Source organism: Type-E symbiont of Plautia stali (assembly GCF_059731115.1).
In genome coordinates this window covers 758,177-782,473 of the sequence record NZ_AP035907.1, presented here as the reverse complement: position 1 = coordinate 782,473, position 24,297 = coordinate 758,177, and the positions used below count along the sequence as shown (strand labels likewise).

18 protein-coding genes and 1 riboswitch are annotated in these 24,297 nt (G+C 57.1%); of the genes, 8 read left to right on the top strand and 10 right to left on the bottom strand.

The window, feature by feature from the left end:
• Positions 1-83: 83 nt before the first annotated feature.
• From AC6I8L_RS23675 to AC6I8L_RS23650, 6 genes are all read right to left on the bottom strand, one after another.
• Positions 84-1,457, bottom strand: coding sequence for a Fic family protein (locus tag AC6I8L_RS23675; RefSeq protein ID WP_201785678.1), 1,374 nt, complete (start codon positions 1,455-1,457; stop codon positions 84-86).
• 256 nt (positions 1,458-1,713) lie between these two features.
• The gene (locus AC6I8L_RS23670) at positions 1,714-2,559 is read right to left on the bottom strand and encodes a metal ABC transporter permease (protein WP_058960333.1); all 846 of its coding nucleotides are present in this window, start codon (positions 2,557-2,559) and stop codon (positions 1,714-1,716) included.
• Complete coding sequence (sitC, locus tag AC6I8L_RS23665; protein WP_058960332.1) at positions 2,552-3,415, bottom strand: iron/manganese ABC transporter permease subunit SitC; 864 nt, start codon at positions 3,413-3,415, stop codon at positions 2,552-2,554. The genes AC6I8L_RS23670 and sitC overlap by 8 nt, the downstream gene beginning before the upstream one ends.
• Positions 3,399-4,184, bottom strand: coding sequence for a manganese/iron ABC transporter ATP-binding protein (locus tag AC6I8L_RS23660; RefSeq protein ID WP_058960331.1), 786 nt, complete (start codon positions 4,182-4,184; stop codon positions 3,399-3,401). Before AC6I8L_RS23660 ends, sitC begins: the two co-directional genes overlap by 17 nt.
• On the bottom strand, positions 4,181-5,077 hold the full coding sequence (locus tag AC6I8L_RS23655; protein ID WP_479400406.1) for a metal ABC transporter substrate-binding protein: 897 nt from the start codon (positions 5,075-5,077) through the stop codon (positions 4,181-4,183). Before AC6I8L_RS23655 ends, AC6I8L_RS23660 begins: the two co-directional genes overlap by 4 nt.
• A gap of 249 nt (positions 5,078-5,326) precedes the next feature.
• Entirely contained in the window at positions 5,327-5,764 is a 438-nt protein-coding gene (locus tag AC6I8L_RS23650) for a 6,7-dimethyl-8-ribityllumazine synthase (RefSeq protein ID WP_034830445.1), read from the bottom strand.
• 177 nt (positions 5,765-5,941) lie between these two features.
• Positions 5,942-6,061: riboswitch (TPP riboswitch) on the top strand.
• Between the two features lie 115 nt (positions 6,062-6,176).
• Here AC6I8L_RS23650 and AC6I8L_RS23645 point away from each other — a divergent pair.
• The 8 genes from AC6I8L_RS23645 (at position 6,177) to fepB (ending at position 12,811) form a co-directional block, all read left to right on the top strand.
• On the top strand, positions 6,177-7,121 hold the full coding sequence (locus AC6I8L_RS23645) for an FAD-dependent oxidoreductase (protein WP_058960330.1): 945 nt from the start codon (positions 6,177-6,179) through the stop codon (positions 7,119-7,121).
• A complete protein-coding gene (thiS, locus tag AC6I8L_RS23640; protein ID WP_034830370.1) occupies positions 7,105-7,302 on the top strand; it encodes a sulfur carrier protein ThiS in 198 nt (65 codons plus the stop codon). The genes AC6I8L_RS23645 and thiS overlap by 17 nt, the downstream gene beginning before the upstream one ends.
• A 3-nt stretch (positions 7,303-7,305) precedes the next feature.
• The gene (locus tag AC6I8L_RS23635; RefSeq protein ID WP_058960329.1) at positions 7,306-8,064 is read left to right on the top strand and encodes a thiazole synthase; all 759 of its coding nucleotides are present in this window, start codon (positions 7,306-7,308) and stop codon (positions 8,062-8,064) included.
• 9 nt (positions 8,065-8,073) lie between these two features.
• Positions 8,074-9,039 (top strand): HesA/MoeB/ThiF family protein, encoded by a 966-nt coding sequence (locus AC6I8L_RS23630; protein ID WP_058960328.1) that lies wholly within the window; start codon positions 8,074-8,076, stop codon positions 9,037-9,039.
• On the top strand, positions 9,036-9,749 hold the full coding sequence (locus AC6I8L_RS23625; RefSeq protein ID WP_058960327.1) for an ABC transporter ATP-binding protein: 714 nt from the start codon (positions 9,036-9,038) through the stop codon (positions 9,747-9,749). Before AC6I8L_RS23630 ends, AC6I8L_RS23625 begins: the two co-directional genes overlap by 4 nt.
• Complete coding sequence (locus AC6I8L_RS23620) at positions 9,733-10,467, top strand: ABC transporter permease (protein WP_058960326.1); 735 nt, start codon at positions 9,733-9,735, stop codon at positions 10,465-10,467. The genes AC6I8L_RS23625 and AC6I8L_RS23620 overlap by 17 nt, the downstream gene beginning before the upstream one ends.
• A 9-nt stretch (positions 10,468-10,476) precedes the next feature.
• Positions 10,477-11,412 (top strand): ABC transporter substrate-binding protein, encoded by a 936-nt coding sequence (locus AC6I8L_RS23615; RefSeq protein ID WP_058960325.1) that lies wholly within the window; start codon positions 10,477-10,479, stop codon positions 11,410-11,412.
• A 439-nt stretch (positions 11,413-11,851) separates the two neighbouring features.
• Positions 11,852-12,811, top strand: a complete 960-nt coding sequence (fepB, locus tag AC6I8L_RS23610; protein WP_236699733.1) for a Fe2+-enterobactin ABC transporter substrate-binding protein — start codon at positions 11,852-11,854, stop codon at positions 12,809-12,811.
• On the opposite strand, the gene entS is transcribed toward fepB, so the two are convergent.
• The 4 genes from entS to fes form a co-directional block, all read right to left on the bottom strand.
• A complete protein-coding gene (gene entS / locus AC6I8L_RS23605; protein ID WP_058960323.1) occupies positions 12,808-14,064 on the bottom strand; it encodes an enterobactin transporter EntS in 1,257 nt (418 codons plus the stop codon). The two genes, fepB and entS, sit on opposite strands and share 4 nt — an antisense overlap.
• Before the next feature lie 70 nt (positions 14,065-14,134).
• The gene (locus tag AC6I8L_RS23600; RefSeq protein WP_498014582.1) at positions 14,135-22,519 is read right to left on the bottom strand and encodes an amino acid adenylation domain-containing protein; all 8,385 of its coding nucleotides are present in this window, start codon (positions 22,517-22,519) and stop codon (positions 14,135-14,137) included.
• A 54-nt stretch (positions 22,520-22,573) separates the two neighbouring features.
• Positions 22,574-22,795, bottom strand: a complete 222-nt coding sequence (locus AC6I8L_RS23595; RefSeq protein ID WP_034830344.1) for an MbtH family protein — start codon at positions 22,793-22,795, stop codon at positions 22,574-22,576.
• Positions 22,788-24,143 (bottom strand): enterochelin esterase, encoded by a 1,356-nt coding sequence (gene fes / locus AC6I8L_RS23590; RefSeq protein ID WP_058960322.1) that lies wholly within the window; start codon positions 24,141-24,143, stop codon positions 22,788-22,790. The genes AC6I8L_RS23595 and fes overlap by 8 nt, the downstream gene beginning before the upstream one ends.
• Between the last annotated feature and the right edge of the window lie 154 nt (positions 24,144-24,297).

Genomic DNA, 24,297 nt, shown 5'->3' with positions numbered 1-24,297 from the left:
GTCATCAGAGAGGGCACTATAACGTTAAGCCGCGATGCGGGTTAGCCAAAAACGGGTATGTAAGATGTATGTCGGCCTCACTACTAACATGGCCGCCCCTGACGGATCCACTGCTCCGTTAGCGATATTGATAGACGATACCGGGCACAATTTAACGTACTTAATATGCGTAGCTCGTTCTGTAAAAGCTGCATAAATCGCGCTCTGTCTTCAGGAACAATATCAATCACCTGCATCGCAGACTCAATATTCTGACCCTCTGCAATGATTAAGCGAATAGTGGTGTTTAAATCTTCTCTGTGACGAAGTCTAAACGGATCCGGAACGCCCATGGCTTCCAGTGTGACGGCATAGCGTTTGATTGAACGACGATATAAATGTTCGAACAACTCAACGGCTAAAGTCACGTCACGTTTTTCATAAATCCCCATCATCGCGTAGGCATAGCTTGTGACATCAGCATCAAGAAAGGAGAGTGGAGCACTGTTGTAAATCATAAGCGGAATATTCGCGGCCAGCCTGCTGGTTCTTTTGTTTCCATCTTCGAAGGGTTGCAGATAAGCGATATTGACCCATAGGAAAAAGGCTGACTCCACAGGATTATTAATCAGCCGTGCTTTTTTGATAATAATGTCGAACATTTCCTGTAATAAGAAAGGTGCCTGTAGTGGAGTGTAGGTGGTTCCCGAAATATTCACGATTTTGCGTCTGATCGCTCCCAACTCGTCAGGATTTGACAGTAAATCATGCATCAATAAGGCATGCAGGTTACTGATTACCGGTCCAGTTAATCCAGATTCAGGGACTGCATCGACCAAAAACTCAATTGCCTGTTTATGGTTAAGCAGCATGACGGCATCCAAATCATTCGAAGCCGCGCCACTTTTGAACAGTTCTTCTGTGGCCAGCAATGAATATCGGTTTCCTTCAAGTTGAGAGGATGACCAGGACAAATCAATGAGCAATTGCTCCAGAACTTTTCGCGCGTAGGTACCAGCGGGCTGTTGCCCTGCCATTTTGCCTTCATTCATTAAGGCCAGGGCTAGCGTTTGAGGCAGTAGGAACGTTTCGTTTGGAATATAATTGTCCACGAAGCTTCGGTCATACCCGGAAATATCCCTGACTGACAGAGGTAAGTTTAGATATTGATGCAATGATTGAGCTGTAGTGAGGGAAGAAGAATGATATTCAGGGGTCTTCTCTGTCACCGATGAACCGGATTGGGGCAGCTTGTTAATGGGCGCCTGCGCGGTATACCGAGTCCCTCGTCCTACGCCATGCCGGGTAATTTTGCTTTGACCAAGCAAAACCTCGATATGCCGTTTGATCGTTGAACGACCCACACCAAGACGGCCCGCGAGGTCACCGGAACTAAGCGAAGACTCGGCACTTGCGATAGTTGAGAGAATTTGGTGTTGAAGGTTTGAAAGATCATCTGGGGAGGTTGGCTGGATCAAAATCGTATGCCTCTGGGATTAGCTTAAAATCCATAAATCAGAAATCTACCTGGCCCGTGCTTTGCACTCGCTGAAAGCTTAAGACCAGGTAGATTTGTGGCCCATATTGAACGTTAATGGCCCACGGCATCATAATTTATGGCCCACCCCGAACATTTACGGCCCATTATAAATATTTTAGAGCCCATTTCACTCATTATCGGCCCAATAAATTAAATTTATGGCCCAGTCCTAAGATTTGCGGCCTGAAATCATTTTATTTGATAGCCGCAGAGCCGTGACGATTCGCATTTTCACGCCAGCTCACACTCACAAACGTCACCACAAATAACAGGCTATACAGCACTACGATGGTGGGGCCCGGCGCGCTATCGAGGAAGAACGACGCGTACACTCCGCAAAATCCTGTCAGGATGGCAATCAGCGCCGCCAGCAGCATGACCTGTAAGAATCGTCGCGCCAGTAGTAGTGCGATCGCTCCTGGCGCGATCAGCATGGCGATCGACAAAATCACTCCCACCGATTTCAGCGCGGCAACGATGGTGAGCGCAATTAAACACAGCAGCCCATAATGCATCACATTATCGTTGATGCCACAGGCGCGCGCCTGTTGTGGGTCAAAGGCATGCAGCAACAGATCGCGCCATTTCACGCTTAGCACCAGCACCACCAGTAGCGCAATGGCGGCAGTTTGCGCGATATCCGCCCAGCCAATGCCCAGCATATCGCCGAACAGAATGTGATCTAGATGGACTTCCGGTTTGAGCTTGAGATAGAGCACCAGCCCGGCGCCGAACATGCCGGAGAACACAATACCCATTACCGTGTCAGGTTTGATGCGACTGTTCTGGCTGATAAAGCCAGTGGCGAGTGCGCACAGCATTCCCGCGATAAAGGCGCCAATCGCAAAAGGAAAGCCGATCCACCACGCCAGCACCACGCCGGGAAACACCGCGTGACTCATGGCATCGCCGAGCAGTGACCAGCCTTTTAACACTAAAAATGCGGACAGCATGGCGCACGGCAGCGACAAAATCAGCGTGATGATCAGCGCCATATTCATAAATTCGAATTCGAAAGGACTCAGCAGTATTTCAATCATTGAGGTTGACCTCCTGCGCCAGACGAGCGCGTCGCCGTGCCGCCAGCACGCCGTGTTTAGGCGCAAAGACGAACGCCAGCAGGAACACCAGTGTCTGTGCCACCACGATCACGCCGCCAGTGGCACCATCAAGGAAATAGCTGCTCCACGCGCCAAGGAAGCTAGTGATGCTGCCGATAGCCACGGCAATCAACAACAAACGCGGGAAGCGGTCAGTCAGCAGATAAGCGGTGGCGCCCGGTGTGACCACCAGACAAATCACCATAAAGGCGCCAACGGTTTGCAATGCGGCGACGGTGGAGGCGGCGAGCAGGGTAAAGAATAGGATTTTCAAGCCGGTGGTATTCAGCCCAAGTGAGCGCGCGTGGCTTTCATCAAAGAACGTCACCATCAAATCTTTCCACTTCAGCAGCAGCAACGTCAGCGTCACCACGCCGATGGTGCCGAGCTGCCAGATATCGGCGGGCGCCACCGCGAGGATGTTGCCCAGCACTATGGTTTGAATATTGACCGACGTCGGATTGAGTGACACCAGAAAGAGCCCGATGCCGAAGAAGGAGGAGAAGATCAGTCCGATGATCGCATCCTCTTTCAGGCGTGTACGCTGGTTAAGGAACAGCATGCTGCCCGCCGCCAGTCCGCCGGAGAGAAAGGCACCAAGCGAGAAGGGCAGGCCCAGCATGTAAGCGCCAGCCACACCCGGCACAATCGAATGGGATAGCGCATCACCAATCAGCGACCAGCCTTTCAGCATCAGAAAGCAGGAAAGAAACGCGCAAATCGCCCCTACCAGTGCGGCGATCCACATCGCATTCAGCATGTATTGATAACCGAAGGGCTCAATAATCCACGACATGATCCGCCCCCGGTCGTGCGGCTATCTTCTGCAACAGTGCCGCATTGCGCTGCTGCACCTCACCATCAAAGGTGCGCGCCAGGTTGGCAGCGGTGAAAGTGTCATGCAATAAGCCGCTAGCCAGCACGGTGTTTTTGACCAGCACACAGCGGTCGCAGTAATCAGGGATGGTGTTAAGATCGTGCGTGGAGACCAGCATAGTGCGGCCTTCATCGCGCAGCTCCTGCAACAGGGTGATGATCGCCGCCTCGGTTTTGACATCGACGCCGGTGAAGGGCTCATCCAGCAGGATGATTTGCCCACTCTGCGCCAGCGCACGTGCGAGGAAGACGCGTTTTTTCTGCCCGCCAGAGAGTTCACCAATCTGACGATGGCGGTAATCACTCATCCCGACGCGCGCCAGCGCTTTATCCACGCTGCGTTTGTCCTCCGCACGCGGGATGCGCAGCATATTCATATAGCCGTAGCGGCCCATCATCACCACATCTTCCACCAGCACCGGGAAGCTCCAGTCCACCTCTTCGGATTGCGGCACATAGGAGACGATATTGTGTTTTAGCGCACGCTTCGCGGGCATCTCTGCCAGCGTGACCTGACCCGTCGAAAGCGGCACGAAGCCCATAATGGCCTTAAACAGTGTGGATTTCCCGGAGCCGTTGACGCCCACCAGCGCGGCGATGCTGCCCGCTGGCACGGAGAAAGATGCCTGACGCAGCGCAGTGTGACCGTTGCGGTAGGTGACGCTAACATCCTGCACGTTTAGGGTCATTTTTGGCTCCCGGCGGTGATGCCTTTGGCTACGGTATCGGTGGTCACGCGCAGCAGATCAAGGTAGGTCGGAACCGGCCCGTCACTGTTGCTGAGAGAGTCAACATACAGCACGCCACCGTAGTGAATACCCGCTTCACGCGCGACCTGTTGAGCCGGTTTGGCGGAGATGGTGCTTTCGCTGAAGATAGTCGGGATGTGGTTGGCTCTCACCGCATCAATCACTTTGCGCACCTGTTGCGGTGTGCCTTGCTGATCGGCATTGATCGGCCAGAGATAAAGTTCTTTCAGACTCAAATCACGTGCCAGATAGGAAAAAGCGCCCTCACTGGTCACCAGCCAGCGCTGGTTTTCCGGCAGTTTTTCAATCTCCGCGCGCATCGGCGCCAGGGTTAGCTGGATTTGCGTTTTATAGCGATCCGCATTGGCCTGATAAACGGCGGCATTGGCAGGATCGTATTTTTGCAGTGCTTTACTGATGTTATCGACGTAAATCAGCGCATTGTCTGGTGACATCCAGGCATGTGGGTTGGGTTTGCCGTTGTAGGGTCCCTCGGTAATACCTAAGGGTTCAATGCCCTCGGTCACTGTGACTTGCGGCACGCCTTTCAGGCGCTGATAGAAGCGGCTAAACCACAGTTCCAGATTAAAACCGTTTACCAGGATTAAATCGGCACCCTGCGCGCGACGAATATCGCCGGGGGTTGGTTGGTATTCATGGATCTCCGCACCGGGCTTGGTGATGGATGTCACTTCGGCGGCATCACCTGCGACGTTCTTTGCCATGTCTGCGATCACCGTGAAAGTAGTGACCACTTTGAGTTTGTCGGCAGCAAACGCCGAAGTGCTCATCGCGAGCGTAAGCATCACAACCGATACAACGTGCCTGATCATCATAGTCATCCCCTGAGAAGTATAGCCTGTGCTATACATTATAGTGAATGCTATGAATGTGAAGTGTTTTTGTACACCTTTTGCTGTTTACGACAAAAATTTACGTAAGTTGAAGTAGCAGAGGAGAGTAATGAAAGTGGCTTATGCGATTTTCGAAATAACGTAGAACATATTGTTCTTAAGGGCAGGGAGGTATTATTGAGAGCAAGAACACTTCACCGCGAATAATGAAGTGTTCCTGAGAGGGAATTAATCGATCGACAAATTATGAATCGCCAGCGCAGCACGCGCGGCCTCTTTGCCTTTCTTAATAAAGTGTTCGGTATAGAAGTTTTCCAGCACATCGACCGGCTGGAAATTGTGCGGCGTCAGTGAGACAGAGAACACTGGCACATTGGTGGTCAGCTGAACGTTCATCAGGCCATCAACCACGGCTGCAGCAACAAAATCGTGACGATAGATACCGCCATCCACCACCAGCGCAGCCGCTACAATCGCGTCGTATTTACCGGTTTCCGCTAAGCGTTTTGCCAGCAGCGGCATTTCAAATGCGCCCGGCACTTCCAGCACTTTTAATTCCGCTTCAACGTTCTGTGCTTTTAATTCTTGCTCAAAACCCACCAAAGCATTGTGCACAATCTCTTTGTGCCAACCGGCTTTAATAAAGGCAATTCTAATATTTTTCATAATGAGTCCAACATCACCTATAATTTCTTTGCGCTTGAAAAGTAGCAATAATGCCTTTGTATACCATATGTTACGTTTTCGATCCAGAACGTGTACGTAGCGATAAATGCCATGCGATGACGTGATGGCTATCTGCGGTAATCCGTGCTTGACGGCGACCTGCGCCTGCAATACAAATAGACGCGTCGGGGGAGTCTCGCCAAAGAGACTGAGAGGCTAAAAGCGCAATGCGCGGCTTAGCGACCCTTTGAACCTGACCCAGTTGATACTGGCGTAGGAAGACTGACAGCACCGCTCCGGTGTTGTCTGGCGCAGAGGATCGCTCGCGCCCTTTCCCTCCTCCTGTATCTGCGGGTCTCAGTCAACACTGAGAGGCCGATGTGAATTCCCTTTATATCCCGGATAACCTGCTGTGAGCCGCTGGACGGTATTAGGCTGCGGCGTGGCTGGTCTCTGCGTGGCGACGCTGCTGGCTGAACGCGGCGAAGACGTCGACGTCATTGGCGACGACTCCCGCCAGCCTGCTTCCTGGTTTGCTGGCGGCATGCTTGCACCCTGGTGTGAATCTGAAAGTGCCCCGCAGGAAGTGATCTCTCTCGGGCAACACGCCGCTGGCTGGTGGCAACAGCGTGTCAGCAGCGTGGCACATCAGGGAACGTTGGTGGTGGCGCCACCGCGCGACAGCCAGGAACTTAACCGTTTTGCGCGCATGACCGAAAAGCACCAATGGGTCGATCCCGGTGACATTGAACCGTTGCTGGCCGGGCGTTTTGCCCGTGGGCTGTTTTTTGCCGGGGAAGCACATCTCGACCCGCGCCTGGCGCTCACGGAAATGCGCGAAAATCTGTTACAGCGCGGCGTGCGTTTTGATGCAATACAACCTTCGGGCCGGGTGATTGATTGTCGTGGCATGCATGCCAAAGCCGACCTTCCGCGCCTGCGTGCTGTGCGTGGCGAGATGGTGATTCTGCACAGCGATGAAGTGCACTTTTCGCGTCCGATTCGCCTCTTGCATCCGCGCTTTCCCTGCTATCTGGTGCCGCGCCGTAATGGTCATTTCATGCTCGGCGCCACCATGGTGGAAAGCGACGATGCCAGCCCGATTAGCGCGCGCGCCATGATGGAACTGCTCAGCGCGGCCTACGCTATTCATCCTGCTCTGGCGGAAGCCCGCGTAGTCGAAAGCGGCAGCGGTTTACGTCCTGCTTATCCGGCCAACCTGCCAGAAATCCATTATCAAAACGACACTTATTATCTTAACGGCATGTATCGCCACGGTTTTCTGCTGGCGCCAATGATGGCAGAACAGCTGATGCAGCGCCTTTTCGGGGAACAATCCTATGAATATTCAGCTTAACGGCCGGGCGATCCGCACTGAGGCCAGCACGCTCAGCGAATTGCTGATCGAGCAGCAAATTGATGCCGCCTGCGTTGCCAGCGCTTTCAACGGCAACTTTGTGCCTAAAAGTCAGTACAGCAGCCAGCAGCTGGAAGAGGGCTGTCAGTTGGAAGTCTTGTCCCCGATGCAGGGAGGTTGAAACATGTTTTACGATTTCGATCCGCAGTCACGTTTTCTGCTTGGCACCGCGGGCTATCCATCACCGGCGATTCTGCAACAGGCCATTGCCGCCTCTGGCACGGAAATCATCACCGTGAGTTTGCGTCGTGAAGGCGCGGCGGGCGCGGCTTTTCGCGAGCTGCTGACCGGGCTGGATATTCGCGTGCTACCCAATACCGCAGGCTGTCACACGGTGAAAGAGGCGGTGACCACCGCGCAGATGGCGCGCGAACTGTTCAACACCTCGTGGATCAAACTGGAGGTGATCGGGCATGCCGACACGCTCCAGCCCGATCCTTTTGCGCTGGTTGAAGCGGCACGCATCCTGTGTGCGGACGGTTTTCAGGTCTTCCCGTACACCACCGAAGATTTGATCGTCGGTGAGAAGCTGCTGGAAGCCGGTTGTGAACTGCTGATGCCGTGGGGCGCGCCGATCGGTTCCGGGCAGGGCCTGCGCAACATTGAAGGATTACGCGCGATGCGGGCATGGTTCAGCGACATCCCGTTGATAATTGATGCAGGCATCGGTGCGCCATCACAGGCCGCACAGGCGATGGAGATGGGCTTCGATGGCATCCTGCTCAATACCGCGGTGGCGAAAGCCGGCGATCCGGTTGGCATGGCGAACGGTTTCCGGCTGGCGATTGAAGCGGGACAGGCCGCACGCAGTGCTGGTTTGATGGAGAAACGGGATATGGCGGCAGCTTCAACACCGATCTTCGGTCTGGCGAGTTTGAGTTAAGGAGCCATCATGGATCGCTATCAACGGCAGATGATGCTGCCGGAAATCGGTGTCGAAGGTCAGCAAAAGCTGGCGGATGCGTGCGTCCTGGTGGTGGGGGCAGGCGGGTTGGGCGCTACATTACTGCCGCAGCTGGTTGGCGCAGGCGTCGGTTTTATCCGCCTGTGTGACGACGATGAAGTGGCCTTACACAATCTTCATCGCCAGACGCTGTTTACGATGCAGGACATCGGTCACAGCAAGGCAGCACGTGCGCAACAGGCGCTGGTGCAACGTAATCCCGAGGTGCAGATAGAGGTGGTGCCACGGGCTATCGGCGCCAGCGATCTGCCGCACCTCCTCACGGATATCGATCTGGTGATTGATGCCGCTGATAACTTCGCGGTGACCTATCAACTCTCCGACGCCTGTATGGCAACGCAGATTCCTTTGATCAGTGCATCAGTATTAGGTCGTCAGGGCTACGTCGGTGGCTTCTGCGGCAGCGCGCCGAGCTATCGGGCACTGTTTCCACGCTTACCCGCCTCCGCAGCCAACTGCAACATCGCAGGCGTGATGGGACCGGCAGTGGCGACTTTGGGTGCAATGCAGGCGCAGATGGCACTCAGCGTGCTGTTGGATCTGCAACCTTCACCCCTCGGCAGTGTGATCAACTGCGACTTCATCAACTGGCATATGCGCGCATTTCGTTTTGACGGCGCGGAAGAGCCAGAAAACAGCGTGCCCTTTATCGATGAGCAACTGCTGACGAAAGATGATTGCATTGTCGAGTTGCGCAGTGTGGAAGAAGCCCCCGTCAGCGTAGCGAACATCGTCGAACGCATTCTGCCGCACGCCATAGTCGATTGGCAGCCGCCGCAGGATAGGCGCATCGTGCTGGTGTGTGCCAGCGGCATTCGCGCGGCGCAGGCGGCCTCGGTGTTGGAAGCGCGAGGGTTTACCCGTCTGGCAATGTTGGCGGCAAAGCGACTATGAATCCGATCGGATTTAATGACATCACCTTTAGCTGGGGCGAACAGGCGCTGTGCCAGCAACTCAATCTGCAACTGCGCGGCGGTAAAACCACCGTGCTGTTGGGGCGCAGCGGCATTGGGAAAAGCACCTTATTGCGGCTGGTGGCAGGTTTGTTGCAGCCACAACAGGGCGAAATCAGTGGCTTACCGGGCAAAGTGGCGTGGATGGGGCAACAGGATTTGTTGTATCCGTGGCTGACGGTGCTGGAAAACGTGATGCTTTCCGCTCGGCTCAACGGTGAAAAACCGGACCGCGCGCGTGCGTTGGCGCTGCTTGAGCAGGTGAAGCTGAGTGAGGTGGCGCAAGCCTCACCGGATAAGCTTTCAGGCGGGATGCGGCAGCGTGTGGCACTGGCACGTACACTGTATGCCCAACGCGAAGTGGTGCTGATGGATGAGCCCTTCGCCACGCTGGATGTGATGACCAAACTCAGTCTGCAAACCCTGACTGCCACGCTGCTCAAGGGCAAAACGGTGCTGCTGGTTACGCACGATCCGCTCGAAGCCTGCCGTATGGCCAATGACATCGTGCTGTTGCATGGCCAGCCGTTAGCGGTTGAAAGCTGGCCGGTGCCTGCGGGTGATGCTCCCCGATCCCTTGATGATCCTCGCCTGCTACAGGCGCAGGGCGAACTCTTTTCCCGACTGAATCAAGATGAAAAAACTGTTTAGCGCGATCTATCTGATCGCGGTGCTGCTGTGTGGCTGGCTGCTGGCGCGGCACCATGGCGTGCCTGACTTTTTGCTGCCTTCGCCACTGGCGGTATTGGAGGCATTATGGCTGCATCGCCAGCTGCTGGCGCATCACGCGCTGTTTACCCTGGCAGAGATTGTGCTGGCGCTGCTGCTGGGCGTTGGGACGGGCGTGATGCTGGCGGTGCTGATGGCGGGCAGCCAGACTCTACGCCGCGTGCTGTTTCCGCTGGTGACCGCCAGTCAGGCGATTCCGGTGTTTGCGCTGGCGCCACTGCTGGTGTTGTGGCTGGGATTTGGCATCGCCTCCAAAGTGGTGGTCGCCGCGTTAATCGTTTTCTTCCCACTGTGCCTGTCCTTGTTCGATGGCCTGTGCCGCACACCCTCCGGCTGGTTGGAACTGGCGGGGACACTGAATCCTTCGCGCGCACGGGTTTTCTGGCACGTGCGCTGGCCTGCTGCGCTACCGCAATTCTTTTCCGGTTTGCAGATGGCGGTGGTGCTGGCCCCGATTGGGGTGGTGATTGGCGAATGGGTGGGTGCCAGCGAAGGGCTGGGCTACCTGATGATGCAATCCAACGCCCGCCTGGAAACCGCCACCAGCTTTGCTGCTTTATTGCTCTTATTGATGCTGGCGCTGCTGCTCTCTGGCGGCGTCGCGTTGCTGCGTAAAAAATTCCTCTGGCACTCAACATAAGGAAGTCCCTTGAACACCCTACGTACCGCGATTACCGCTTTGCTGCTGCTGGCAACCACCAGCGCACACGCCGAACAGAAGGTTCGCCTGCTGCTCGACTGGTTTGTGAACCCTAATCATGCGGCCATTTTTGCCGCGCAGTACAGCGGCGCTTTCAAGAAGGAAGGGCTGGATGTCGAGATGATCGCCCCGGCTGATTCGGCGTCGGTGCCGCTGTTGCTGGCGGCAGGCAAGGCCGATCTGGCGATCAGCTATCAGCCACAGCTTTACACGCTGGTGGAGAAGGACGTTCCGGTGATCCGTGTCGGCACGCTGATTGGTCAGCCGCTGAATACGCTGACCACCGTGTCCAGCGATATCCATTCGCTCAAAGATTTAGCGGGTAAAACGCTGGGTTACGCGGTGCCAGGATCGGAAGATGTGGCGATCCGCAATATGCTGAAATCGCAGGGCGTGGATGTCAATGCGGTGAAATTAATCAGCCTGAATATGGATTCCACTTCGGCGCTGCTGACGCACAAAATCGATGGCGCGATGACCATTTTCCGCAATTACGAGCTGATCGATTTGCAGGATAAGGGCGCGAAGCCCGTCGTGTTTAAACCCGAAGATTATGGTGTGCCCGCTTATGATGAGCTGATCATTCTGGCGAACAACAAGAGCGCCGCCCAGGACAAGCGTATTCCGGCATTCTTACGCGGTCTGGACGCGGGTGTGGTGTGGTTGCGTGCGCATCCGGAAGAAGCCTGGAAGGCGTTTATTAAGCAGTATCCTGAGCTGAACACCAAACTCAATCATCAGGCCTGGGAAGCGACATTGCCGCTATTTGATGGGCACAGCGCCACCTTTGATAAAGCAAAGTATCAGGCGTTTGGTGAATATATGAAAGCCAACGGGCTGATCAAAGATGTGGCGCCGATGACGCGCTACTCGCTGGAGCAGTAATCGTTTTGCGGGCTGGCTAATTCGCTGGCCCGCAATACACTTTCACCTTTCACCTTTCACCTTTCACCTTTCACCTTTCACCTTTCACCTTTCATCTTTTATGCTCTAACCTGCAGAACGCAGAACGCAGAACGCAGAACGCAGAACGCAGAACGCAGAACGCAGAACGCAGAACGCAGAACGCAGAACACAGAACGCAGAACGCAGAACGCAGAACGCAGAACGCAGAACGCAGAACGCAGAACGCAGAACGCAACCACTAGCCCATTCGGCACGACCACTCAATCTTCATCCGCACTTCAGCATCAAATTTCACCAATCACCAACCCTCAACCACTCCTCGGCAACCTTCCTCAGCCCTGGTCACCAAATCCTCTTGCACCCCATCTTTATTTTGATAATGATATCCATTCTCAATTATCAAGTGATGGATAACCTGATGCGTCTGCCCGTTCTGGCTTTACTCTTCTGCCTCATTTCCGTGTTTAACCAGGCTACCGCCGCTGAAAATTCAGCCAGCTGGCCTCGCACCATACCCACTCTGCAAGGCCCGTTCACCTTACAGCAGCCACCGCAGCGCATTGTCTCCACCAGCGTGACGTTGAGCGGCACCTTACTGGCGATTAACGCGCCGCTGATTGGGTCTGGCGCCACCAGTCGCAACAGCAGTGTGTCCGATGCCCAGGGCTTCTTTACCCAGTGGGGGGAGGTCGCCAAAGCACGTCACGTCAAGCCGCTGTATGTTTCCCAGCCCAACGCGGAAGCGATAGCCGCGGAGGCACCAGACCTGATCGTTATCGCGGCGACCGGTGGGGACTCTGCGCTGAAACTCTACGATCAGCTGAAAACCATCGCGCCCGTGCTGGTGGTTGATTACGGCGATAAGAGCTGGCAGGCGCTGGCGTTGCAGCTTGGCAATATCACCGGTCACGAAGCAGAGGCGAAACAGGCAATCGCGCAGTTTGACCAACGCGTCGAGACACTGCGCAGCAAAATTACCCTGCCGCCACAGCCCACCTCGGCGATTGTCTATTACGAAGATGGGCGGGGCATGAATGTGTGGACGCCGGCTTCGGCACAGGGAGAGTTGCTGAAAGCGTTGGGCTTCACGCTGGCGATGCCGCCTGCCAACTTGCAGGGCAGTACCAGCATGGGCAAACGCAACGACATCATCCAACTCAACGGCGAGACCATGGCGGATGGCGTCACCGGCAATACGCTGCTGCTGTTCGCCGCCGATGAAAAAACGGTACCGCAGGTGGCGAAGAATCCGTTCCTCGCGCATTTACCCGCTGTGCAGCATCACGACATTTTTGCCATGGGTAACGATACCTTCCGCCTCGATTACTACAGTGCCAGCAATATGCTCAGCAGTATTGAGCGGCAGTTCGTACACTAAGCCGCGGCTTGCTCAGTGGCCGGTGGTTCTTGCTGCAGCTGTGCCGAGCGCAAACCGCGTGCGGCCAGCGCGATCAGCAGCAATAAACTCGCCGCCACGCCGCCGAACCACAGCACGCTGTTGAGCGCGCTCAATGCACGCGCCAATGCGCCGAGTCCTAAAGCACCCAACGAATCCCCGCTCACATCCTGCGCGGTGCCCAGGCTGTTGACCCGACCCAATAGGGCATCTGGCGTGTGGTGCTGAATCAAAATAAATTGCAGCAAGGAAGCGATGGCATTGCTGTAGCCATAAGCCACCAATGCCAGCAACGCCGGAATCAGTTGGCTATACAGCCCCAAAGAAGCGATGCAACCAAAGGCAGCCAGTGCACTCACCAGCAACACCAGACCAGGTCGTGACAACTGTCGCACCCAGCCGCTGGTGAATGCGCCGATCATCGCACCCAGCGGCACGGCGGAATACATCAGCCCGAGCGCCGAAGCATCAACCTGCCACGTTTGCGCCAGTGCCGGGAACAGGATGCGCACCGCGCCCACCATACTGAGCAGCAAGCCGACCAGTACGGCCGCACCCACCACATTATGCCGGCAGACAAACTGAATGCCGCTGGCGAGCGCGCGCAAAGGGTGTTCAGGCTCCTGCTGCTCCGGTTTCATCGCGGGCAACCGCACCAGCGGGATCAGCGTCGCCAGCGTGCCGATGGCGGCCACGGCAAAGGCCCAGCCGACGCCCGCCGCCACGATGATCATGCCACCCAGCGCCGGAGACAAGATCGCCCCCAGTCGCACGGTTAACATGCTCAACGCACCGGCCTCCGCCAGATGCTCGCGTCCTACAATCAGCGGAATCACCGCCATCAGCGCCGTCATGCCCAGCGCACCAAAAAAACCATCCCAGAAGGCGAGGAAATAGAGCGCCCACAATGAAGGGGCAGGACTAAACGCGTTCAGGCTTAGCAGCACAAAACCGATACCACAGGTGCCGCGCGCGAACAGAATCAGCTTGCGGCGATCATAACGATCTGCCAGCACGCCCCCGAGCAGCAGGCCAATAAACATGCCGATACCATCAAGCATCACGGCCACGCCAACCTGTAAGGTCGAGCCGGTCATGGCCTGAATCTGGATCGGTACGCCCACTGCCAGCATGCCCAGCGCAAATACGGATAGCATGCGGGCGCAGAAGATAGCGCGAAACGCGGCGTTGTTTTTCAGCAGGCTGAAATCAAGAAAAATTGAAGGCTTAGCCATAAATATCCATTGTTAAAACGAGCAGGGGCGCACATCAGTGCGCCCACATTAAGTGGCCAAAGGCCGGGTGTTATGAGCGACTCTCAGATAACAAACGATTGATCAGCGGACCCAGCACTTTCAGCGAGGTGGCAGACAAAATGTCAGCGTGCTCGCAATCCAGCGGCCAGATTTCCAGGTCTGAAACAAACGGTTTCCAGGTTGCAGGCACATCCATGTCGGCAGGCAAAGTTTTCTCTGCCATAAACAGCGTGGCTTTACCGGCATAACGCGGCGTACGCGCTTCCGCCAGCCGGGCGACTGCGTCCTTGTAGTTGGCGACGATGGTGCTAAACATCGCGGCTTTCTCGGCACGTAACAGGGGATCGCGCTCATCTTCAGTAGCAGCCATAAACTCGGCCTGTTCCCGCGCCACTTCCTGCTCCGCCTCTTCAGCATCGGGTGTGCGCCAGTCCTGTCCTTCGGCCGGGTAAGTATCCAGCAGACCAAGGAAGGCCACGCTTTCGCCACTGGCCTGCAGACGCGCCGCAATGCCTTGTGCCAGCGTGCCGCCCAGTGAGTAGCCCAGCAGGAAGTAAGGCCCATGCGGTTGGTGTTCGCGAATCACAGCCAGATGGCGATCGCACATGGCTTCGACACTGGCACAGTCCGCGATAACACCCGCCGGGCGCGGCGATTGCAGCCCCACAATCGGGAAATCACCGTCGAGATAGTGCAGCAGCGCGCTGTACTGCCAGGCGAAACCCGATGCCGGATGGATGCAGAACAGCGTCGGGCCCTGACCGGCACGCAGTGGCAGCAGTTCCCCGTTGCCGCTGCTGTCGCTGGCATCGCCTGACAACAGCGCCGCCAGTCTCTCCACGCTGCGTGCGGCGATGATCTGCCCGACACTCACGGGTTGCGCTACACGGCGGCGCATTTCTGCTGCCAGTCGCATCGCCAGCAGGGAATGACCGCCCAACGTAAAGAAGTCATCGTCGGCATACACCTGCTCACATCCGAGTAGCTGCTGGAACAGTTCTGCCAGCATCTGCTCGTGAGGCGTTTCCGGCAGACGGCCAGCCTGCGTGCTGCGTTGCGGCATCGGCAGCGCTTTACGATCCAGTTTGCCGTTAGCGCTGAGGGGCAAATCGTCCAGCAGCAAATAGCTCACCGGCTGCATGTGGGCGGGCAGGCGAGTGCTCAACTGCTGTTTTACCTGTTCGATGTCCAGTGCCACACCAGGCTGAGCCACCAGCCAGCCGAGCAGCTGGCGATTATCGACGCCCGCCGCCGCCTGTTGTGTCAAATTGCGCGCAGCCACGACTGCCTGCGCCACGCCCGGCAATGCCACCAGCGCCTGCTCAATTTCACCCGGTTCGATACGTTGTCCGCGCATCTTTAACTGATCGTCGCTGCGCCCCAGATACTCTACGGCGCCATCCTCACGCCAGCAGGCGATATCACCGGTGCGGTACATACGTTCGCCATCAGCAAACGGAGCGGCAATAAAGCGCTGCGCGGTAAGATCGGCGCGATGCAAATAGCCATCTGCCAGCTGGATGCCGCTGAGATAGAGATCGCCCGGCACGCCGACTGGCACCGGGCGCAGCAGGTTATCGAGGATATGCAGTTGGGTGTTCCACACCGGACGACCAATCGGCACGCCGGGGCCATTCAGGCCTTCGAGCGCGCTACCGCTGGCGGGTTGCCATGTGACATCCACGGCGGCTTCGGTCGGGCCGTACAGATTATGCAGCGGAGCGGCGATCACCTGCTGATAGCTGCGCGCCAGATCGCAGGCCAGCGCTTCTCCGCTGCAAAATACGCGGCGCAGTGAAGCGCAGGCACGATCGGTGTGCGTACTGACATGCCCGACAAAGGCGGCCAGCATCGACGGAACGAAGTGCAGGGTGGTGACCTGGTAATCGTCAATCAACTGCCACAACGCCTGTGGATCGCGATGGGCATCCTGCGGCGCCATCATCAGCTGTGCGCCGGTCATTAACGGCCAGAAAAACTCCCATACCGAAACATCAAAGCTGCACGGTGTTTTCTGCAACACCACGTCGTCGCTACGCAATGGATAGCTGGCTTGCATCCAGCGCAAGCGGTTAACGATGGCGCGCTGATTGACCACCACACCTTTTGGCTTGCCGGTCGAACCTGAGGTGTAAAGCACATAAGCCGGTCGCTGCGCGTCGGGTGTAGGCAATGGATGACGTGCCACAGTCTGTGCGCTGGCAAGGCGATCGAACATCATCAGAGTGCCAAAGCCAGCAAAACGATTTTCCAGCGCCGACTCGGTGATCACCACCCACGGTCGTGCATCGTCCACCATGTACGCCAGACGTTCATCGGGATAGCCAATATCCAGCGGTAACCAGGCTGCGCCCGCCTGCAAGATGGCAGTGAGAGCAATACTCAGACGAACCGAACGCGGCAAGGCAACGGCAACGATATCGCCTGGCATCACGCCCGCTTCGATCAGTCGATCGGCCAGCAATGTGGCCTGACGCTGCATCTCGCGGTAGCTGAGCTGATGCTCAACATCACACAGCGCCAGCGCGTCCGGTGTGCGTGCGGCTTGCTGGGCGATGGCTTGTTGTAGGGTTTCATTTTCCAGCTGCACGCCGGTGTTATTGACCCACTCGAGCAGCGATTGCTCGGCGAGGGTTTGCAAACGCCACTGCGTTAACGGCAGATCCGGTGTGGTCACCAGCTGCTGTAACAGCAGCAACAGGCGTTCAGCCAGACGGTCGGCATCGGTGACGCAAGCGCGGTATTCCATTAATAGCGTCAACTGTTCACCCGGCAGCACCAGCAGCGTTAACGGGTAGTGGGTATAGCCGCGGTTGTGGATCGCGTCGCAGCGCACCTTCGCGTTGGCGTCGAGTAATGTCTGATTATCAGGATAGTTCTCCACCACCAGCAGGGTATCAAATAGCGTACCCGCACCCGCCAGCTGTTGGATTTCAGCCAGTCCAAGGCAATCCTGCTCAATCAGCTGGATCTGACGATTTTGGTGCGCAGCTAACTGCTCCAGCAACGGGCGTTGAGTATCAAACCGCACGCGCACCGGCAGCGTGTTACTGAACAGACCAACATGTTGATCGATCCCTTCAATCTGGCCGAAACGACCTGAAACCGGCGCGCCAAACACCACATCCTGCTGACCACTGGCAATCGACAACATCATGCCCCACAGGCCCTGCATCACGGTGTTGAGGGTCAATCCGCGAGTGCGGCACAGCGCATAGAGTTCGCGCTCCAGCGTGGCGTCCAGCGTAATGCGTTTTTCCTGAACAGCACTCTCGGCGGCATTGGGATACAGCAATGTGGGCCGCACGTCGCGCAGACATTCTTGCCACTGCTGGCGAGCCTGATGCTCATCACGCTGGCTAAGCTGGCGCACGATGTCGGCATAATGGGTGCGTTGGGCGGCCAGCGGCTGTTGACGCAATGCGCTAAGTAAATCGTTTAAAATCACCGGCGTTGACCAGCCATCCACCACCAGATGATGCGCATTAAGCAGCAGCGTCCAGCGTGCTTCATGGCGATGCGGGATCAGCGTCGCCTGCAACATCACCGGCTGCCGGAACAGATCCTGTGACAGCGCCTGATGTTCAGCGGCTTCAATATCCTCGACTTCCAGAATCTGTAGCGGCCAATGCAGATCGCCTTCCGGCAGCAACTGCAAGGGTTGCAGACTGAGTTCGCTGTCAAATTGGGCAGCGAGCTGCGGATGGCGCTGCAACACCTGGTTAAGCGCCTGCTGCACCGATGCTACCGACACATCACCGCTGAGGGTTAATCGCGTCAGTGAGTTATAGCTGCCTTGCGCGCCACTGGTCTGCGCGTGGAACAGTAATCCCTTCTGCAAGGGCAGCAGCGGCAAGACGTGGCTAAAGGCCCCGTGACGTGCGCGCAATCGTTGCAGCAGCGCATCATCAACGCCTTCAAGATTGATTTCCGCAGCGACCAGCGTGTTGGCGGCCTGTTGTGGCTGTTGCTCTGCGAAGTGGTAAAGCTGTTGCGCACCCAGAGCGATGGCCTGATGCAGTTGCTGAATCTGATCGGCATGTAAGACGCCCTCCGCCCAGCTCCAGTTCAGCGCCAGCTGCTGGTCATCAACAAACACGTTGAGTTCCAGTGCGTGCTGTAACGGCATGGCATCGTCCTGAATCACCGCAAAAGTGTCGCGGAACTGCTGCGCGGTACGCTGAGGCTGCCAGTGACCGGCGGATTGCGTGAAGCGGCCGAGATAATTGAACAGCACCTGTGGCGCATGGTCGGCGGCCAGTTTCGCCAACGTAATGCCACGGTGGGCATCCAGCCAGCGCAGCTGGCCGTAACCGATACCGCGATCCGGCACGGCACGTAGCGCGGATTTCACCGCGCGCACGCTGTCATTCAGGGCGGCCGCATCGGGCAGGGCGACCAGCAGAGGGAATTCTGCTGTCAGCCAGCCTACGGTTCGCGCCAGATCCTGATGATCGTGTAACTCGGCACGGCCATGGGATTCCAGCGTTACGCGTTGTAATGCACTGCCGTTCATGCTGCGCAGCGCCAGCGAGAGCAGGGTGAGCAGTAATTCTTCGCTGGTGGCGCGGAACTGCTGTGGCAGGGTATTCAGCAAGGCAGAGCTGGTGGCTGCATCCAGCAGGGTGCGTTGATACAAGGCACGTTCGTTACCGATTAAGGCACGCTCACCCAGCGCCGGCAGCGGCTGTTCCAGCATGCGTTGCCAGAACGGCATCTCGCTGGCGCGTGACGCCAGGTTGGCCAGCAGCGTAGCGGACCAGTCATGCAGCGAGGTCTCTTCGGCTGGCAAGGTGATCGGTGTACCGCTTAGCAGTGCATCACCGGCCTGTTGCAGTTCATCCAGTAATACTCGCCATGACACGCCATCCACCACCAGATGGTGCAGCGTTAACACCAATCCGCAGCTTGCACCTTGTGTCTGGAGCAGGGTTGCCTGTAGCAATGATCCTGTCGCCGGATCGAGGCGTGCTGCATCGTCACGGAAGGCCTGATCGGCGGCCTGGTCATATGCTGACACTTCGATAACACGACAACGCGCAGGGCGCGCAGAGAGCGATTCGCCCACCACTAACTGCTTATCACGCGTGAAGGCGTTGAGGGCTGGATGCGTGTTGGTAAGCTGTTCAATCAGCTGTTCCAGCTGCGCGAGTTGCAGCTCTGGCGGCACCGACAGCAGCACGCCGTGGGCGAAGCGCGCGTTAATGCCCGCCTGCGCATGGAACCAGTGCAGAATCGGCAGACCACCAATCGCGCCCTGTTGCGACACGCGGGCATGTCGAGTGTGTTGCGTTAGCGGGGCGAGATCTTGCGCCATACGTGCGGCGGTGCGTTCGGCAAAAATGTCACGTGGGCGAAGCATATAACCAGCGCGGCGAGCGGCGGTGCTGAGGCCCATTGCCGAAATACTGTCACCACCGAGTGAGAAGAAGTCATCTTCTGCGCCGACGCTCTCCAGCCCGAGCAGGCTGGCCATCGCCTGGCAAATTAACGCTTCCTGCGGGGTGCGCGCCGCGCGGCTTTGCTGTTGCTGAGCCTGATGGGGTTTCGGCAGTGCCTGGCGGTCGATTTTGCCATTCACATTCAGTGGTAGATCATCCAGCACCATCAGCACGGCTGGCAGCATATAGTCCGGCAACTGGCTACCCAACTGCGCCAGCAAGCGGTTGCTGATTTGCGGATCGGCGCGCAAGGCATCATCCTGCACCGAGCAGTAGCCAATCAGACGGTGAGTGGCGCCCATTACTTCGGCAATCACCACTGCGGTGCTGACTTCGGGCAGTGCCACCAGCGCGTTTTCAATTTCACCGAGTTCGACGCGGAAACCGCGCACTTTGATCTGGTGATCCACGCGTCCGATAAACGCCAGTTGACCATCCTGACGCCAGCGCATCACATCGCCGCTGCGATACATCACCTCGCCTTCGCGGAAGGGATTAGCCACAAAGCGCGCGGCTGTCAGATCCGGGCGGCGCAGATAGCCGCGCGCAATGCCGGTTCCGGAGATGTAGAGTTCGCCGGTGCAGCCAATCGGCACTGGACGCAACTGGCTGTCGAGCAGATAAACCTGGCTGTTACCCACCGGGCGGCCAATTACCGGCTGCGGAGAAGCCAGCACGCTGGCACCGAGGGTATCAATGGTGTACTCAGACGGGCCGTAGTAATTGTGGATTTCCATCTGATGCTGTTGCTGCATCAGTTTCCACAACGTCGGCGTGGCCGCTTCACCGCCAATCATGACAAACGCAGGGCGGTGGTTTTCCGCTTCCAGTAATCCGCTGTCGATCATCTGAGAGAAGAATGACGGCGTGATGTCCAGCAGATCGACCGGCACCGCGTTCATCTGCTGAATCAAACCCCAGGCATCGCGACGTAGTTCTTCGTCGAAGATATTCAGCTCGCAGCCCATCAGCATGCAGAACAGCGGTTCCCACGAAGAGTCGAATGAGAACGACGCGGTATGACCGGCGCGCATGCGGCGCGGGTTGCTGGCGTGGAAGCGGTCAATCGCCGGTCCAAACAGATGTTCGTGATGTGACAGGAACAGATTCAGCAATCCCTGATGTGTGCTCATCACGCCTTTTGGCCGGCCGGTGGATCCGGAGGTGTAAATCATATAGGCAAGATCGTCGCCGCACAGCAGAGTGCTCGGTACGCTGGTCGGCTGTGCCGCCAGTTCGCTCTCCAGCTGATCGATGCACAGCGCGGGAAGGGCCGGCATCTGCGCCAGTGTCGTGGAGTGAGTCAGCAATAATGCGGGTTGCGCATCGTCACACATCAGTGCCAGACGTTCGCGTGGGTAGTCAAGATCCAGCGGCATGTAGGCCGCGCCGCTCGCCAGCACACCAAAGATGGCGACCAGCGAATCCACCGAGCGCGGAATACCCATCGCCACCACGTCGTCTGCTTGTAAGCCACGCGCCATCAAGGCATGTGCCAGTTGCATGGCGCGGTCGGTCAGCTGGCGATACGTTAGTGACTGTGTGCCGCAGACGGCTGCCGTCAGCTCAGCGCTTTGTGCCGTGCGTTGCAGCAGCATATCCACGATGGTGGTCGCCCCCGCTGGCGGGGTAAATTCCGGGCCAGTAGACCAGCGTTGCAAATCATCCAGTTCATCTGGAGCAATGATAGACAGCGTATCCAGAGTGGTTTCGGGTTGTGCTGCGAACTGCGTGAGCAGATGATGAATGCGATCAGCGTGACGCTGTAACATTTGTGCGTCGTAGCGCGTTGGGTTAGCCACCAGCGTTAACTGCAATGCGCCATCACGGAAGCCCACTTCAAACTCGATATCGTCGACCGGGCCCATGGCTAAGGTGTGGGTCGCCGCCGGAATGCCATCGAATTGCAGATCATCATGGTAGACCTTGACGTTGATCACCGGCCCGTAAAGCTGTTGGCTGCTGCCGACCAAACCCAGATCGCGACGCAGTTGCTCTGCTTCATAGCGCTGATGACGGCGTGCTTTGCGGATTTCCGCCTGTACCTGCTGCACCAGCGCGGCTAAATCAGTGTGATGAGGGATGTCGAAGATCAGCGGCAGCACGTTGACCACCGGCCCCAACGCCGTCAGTGCCGCCGAGCCCATGCGGCGCATAAACGGAAAGCCAATCGCTAAGCGCGAGTTGTCGCTAATGCGCGCCAGATAAGCCACCAGCAGGGCACTGACAATATCGCCTTCGCTGCAATCGTGGAACGCCACGTGCTGGCGCAACGTTGTCAACTCCGGCAGCGCGACGTGGCAGCTGATCGGACGATCGCCAGCATCCGTTACGCTTTCACTGGAGAGCGTTAAAGTTTCGGGTAGTTCAGCCGCATAGGTCTGCCAGTGGCTGGCGGAACGGGCAAACGCCGGGGATACTTCCCAATGCTGATACTCATCAATCACCTCGCTAAACGGCGTGAAGGGTGAAAGTGAGGGTTCCTCGCCACGGCACAGTTCGGCATAGATGGCCGCCACGCGCTGCGTCAGCGCTTCGAAACTGAAGCCATCAACCAGCAGATGGTGATATCGCTGATACCACCACCAGCTGCCATCACCCACGCGCATTATCACGTGGCGATACAGCGGCTTATCACCGTCGGCCGCCAGTTCGGCGCGCAGATCGGCCTGCATCAGTTTATGCGCCTGACCGGTGGCGTCCGCGCGCTGGCTGAAGTCATGCCACTCCGGCAGCACCGGTGTCTGCGCGCCAAACCATTGCGCGGGATTCCCGTTTTCATCGAGGCCAAAGCGTGCCTGCACCGTATCGGCTTCCGCCATCGTCTGGCGGATGGCGCTGTCCAGGGCGGCGCGGTTGATGTCGCCGTGCAGCACGCTGTAGTGCGCCACGGTAAATTGATTGCGCTGCTGCGCAATAGCGTCAGCGATCCAGATGCCGGGCTGAGCCGCCACCAAAGGATACGCCGGTGAATGCGTGATTAACGATGCCAAAGGAATGTTCCCGTCTAAAAAAATCGAAAAAAGGAAAAGTTAAAAAGCGAAAAATTAATGTGCGCTGGACGACGTCTGTTGCGTCGCTGGTCGCATGTCCTGCCAGTGTGTTTCGATGTACTCAATCGCTGCGGCACGCGGCAGCGGACCCGCCACGTTTTGCCAGCCCGCAGGCACCTGAGCAAATGCGGGCCACAGGCTGTACTGCTGGCGCGCGTTGATCAGCACCAGAAAATCGAGCGCGTCGTTATCAAACGGATTTTGTTGTTCAGACATGGTGGTTACCTTTTGAGGTTGGGTCAGAGAGAAGATCGGCCAGCAGCCAGCGGCAGCCTTCGATCAAGCCGCCGCGCCAGCACAGCGCGTCGTGCCCTCCGGCGTAGCAGCGGAAAAACAGTTCATGTCCGGCGGCTTCCAGCGCGGGACGTATTTGTTGATTCACGAACAACATGTCCTGCTCGCGATCGCCGACTTCCTGAAAAATCTTCAACTTGCCAGCGGGCAGGGCGTTGTCCTGTAAGCGCTGCAACAGCAGACCCGGCGCGTGCCGTTCACGGTTAGCGTAATCGCGGATGTATTGCAGGTGCGGCCACCAGAACGAGCCGGATTGCGTGAGGATGCGGCCAAAACGCTCAGGCCAATGCAGGCCAGCATAGAGCGCCGCGAGGCCACCGTAACTTTGACCGGCCACCAGCGTGCGGCTGGCATCTCTGCTGAACGCGGCATGCTGGCGTGCGAGCGGCAACAGTTCCTGTTGCACCGCCTGCCAGAAGGTTTCGTTGCAGGGCAGCTCCACCTCGCGATGCTGGCTATCGATCACGTCGATAAATAACCAGCAGGCAGGCGGCAGTTCACCTGCTGCGGTGCTCTGATCGAGGGCGCTGAAAATCGGCTGTCCGTATACCCAATTCTGCCCATCCAGCAGAATCGCCAGCGGGCGCTGATCCGGTTGCGCAGTCTGTCCGGTGGTGTAAAGCCAGACGTGACGCGTGACGTTGAGCAGATCGCTGTGCCACTGCAAAGCTTGCAGGCCATCCGGCCAGGTGTCGGCTAAACCGGCATCCAGCTGTTGCCAGGCGGATTGATCCGGCGCGTCGGGCATATGCGCATTACTCAGCGCAAAGCGGCGGCTACTCAGAAACGGGGGCGAGGGATTCAGCATGTCGGGGATCGCCAGCGGCATCAGCGATATCCACCACTTGCGTTGCAGCACCCGGCAGGTCTCGTCACTGCCGCAGAACAGTGGGGGCAGGTGCTCATCCGTTACCGGAATCAGGCTGTAACTGCCGCGCCAGTCAGATTCGATCTGCGTCGACCAATGCCAGACATCACTGTTGCCGACGCGAACCAGGGATTCGGGGGCCTGGCTGTGATGGTCAGTAACGCCGTTTATATCGACATAGACCTTTTTGGTAGACGATGACTCGGAACGGCCCTCGGGATCGCGCCAGAAGAAATGCATGTACGTTTCGCCATCAGCCTCATGCTCAATCACCGGCGTACCCGCTTTATGAAGCTGTTCCCACCAGCGATGGCTGCCGAGATCGTCCTGCTGTAACCACTGGGTAACTGTTCCGGTTGGCAACCAGATTTGCGTCATTTTTTCTGCATCACTGAGAAACATCCTGCAATCTCTCTCCACATTTTCTTCAAAGACTTTACATTAACAAACGTAATGCAAATGCTATTGATAACGATTTACATTTGCAATATTATTTTTGCGCCGAATAAATCCCCTATTTTTCAGATGATTATTCTGAAATAGGCTTTTAAGGGGG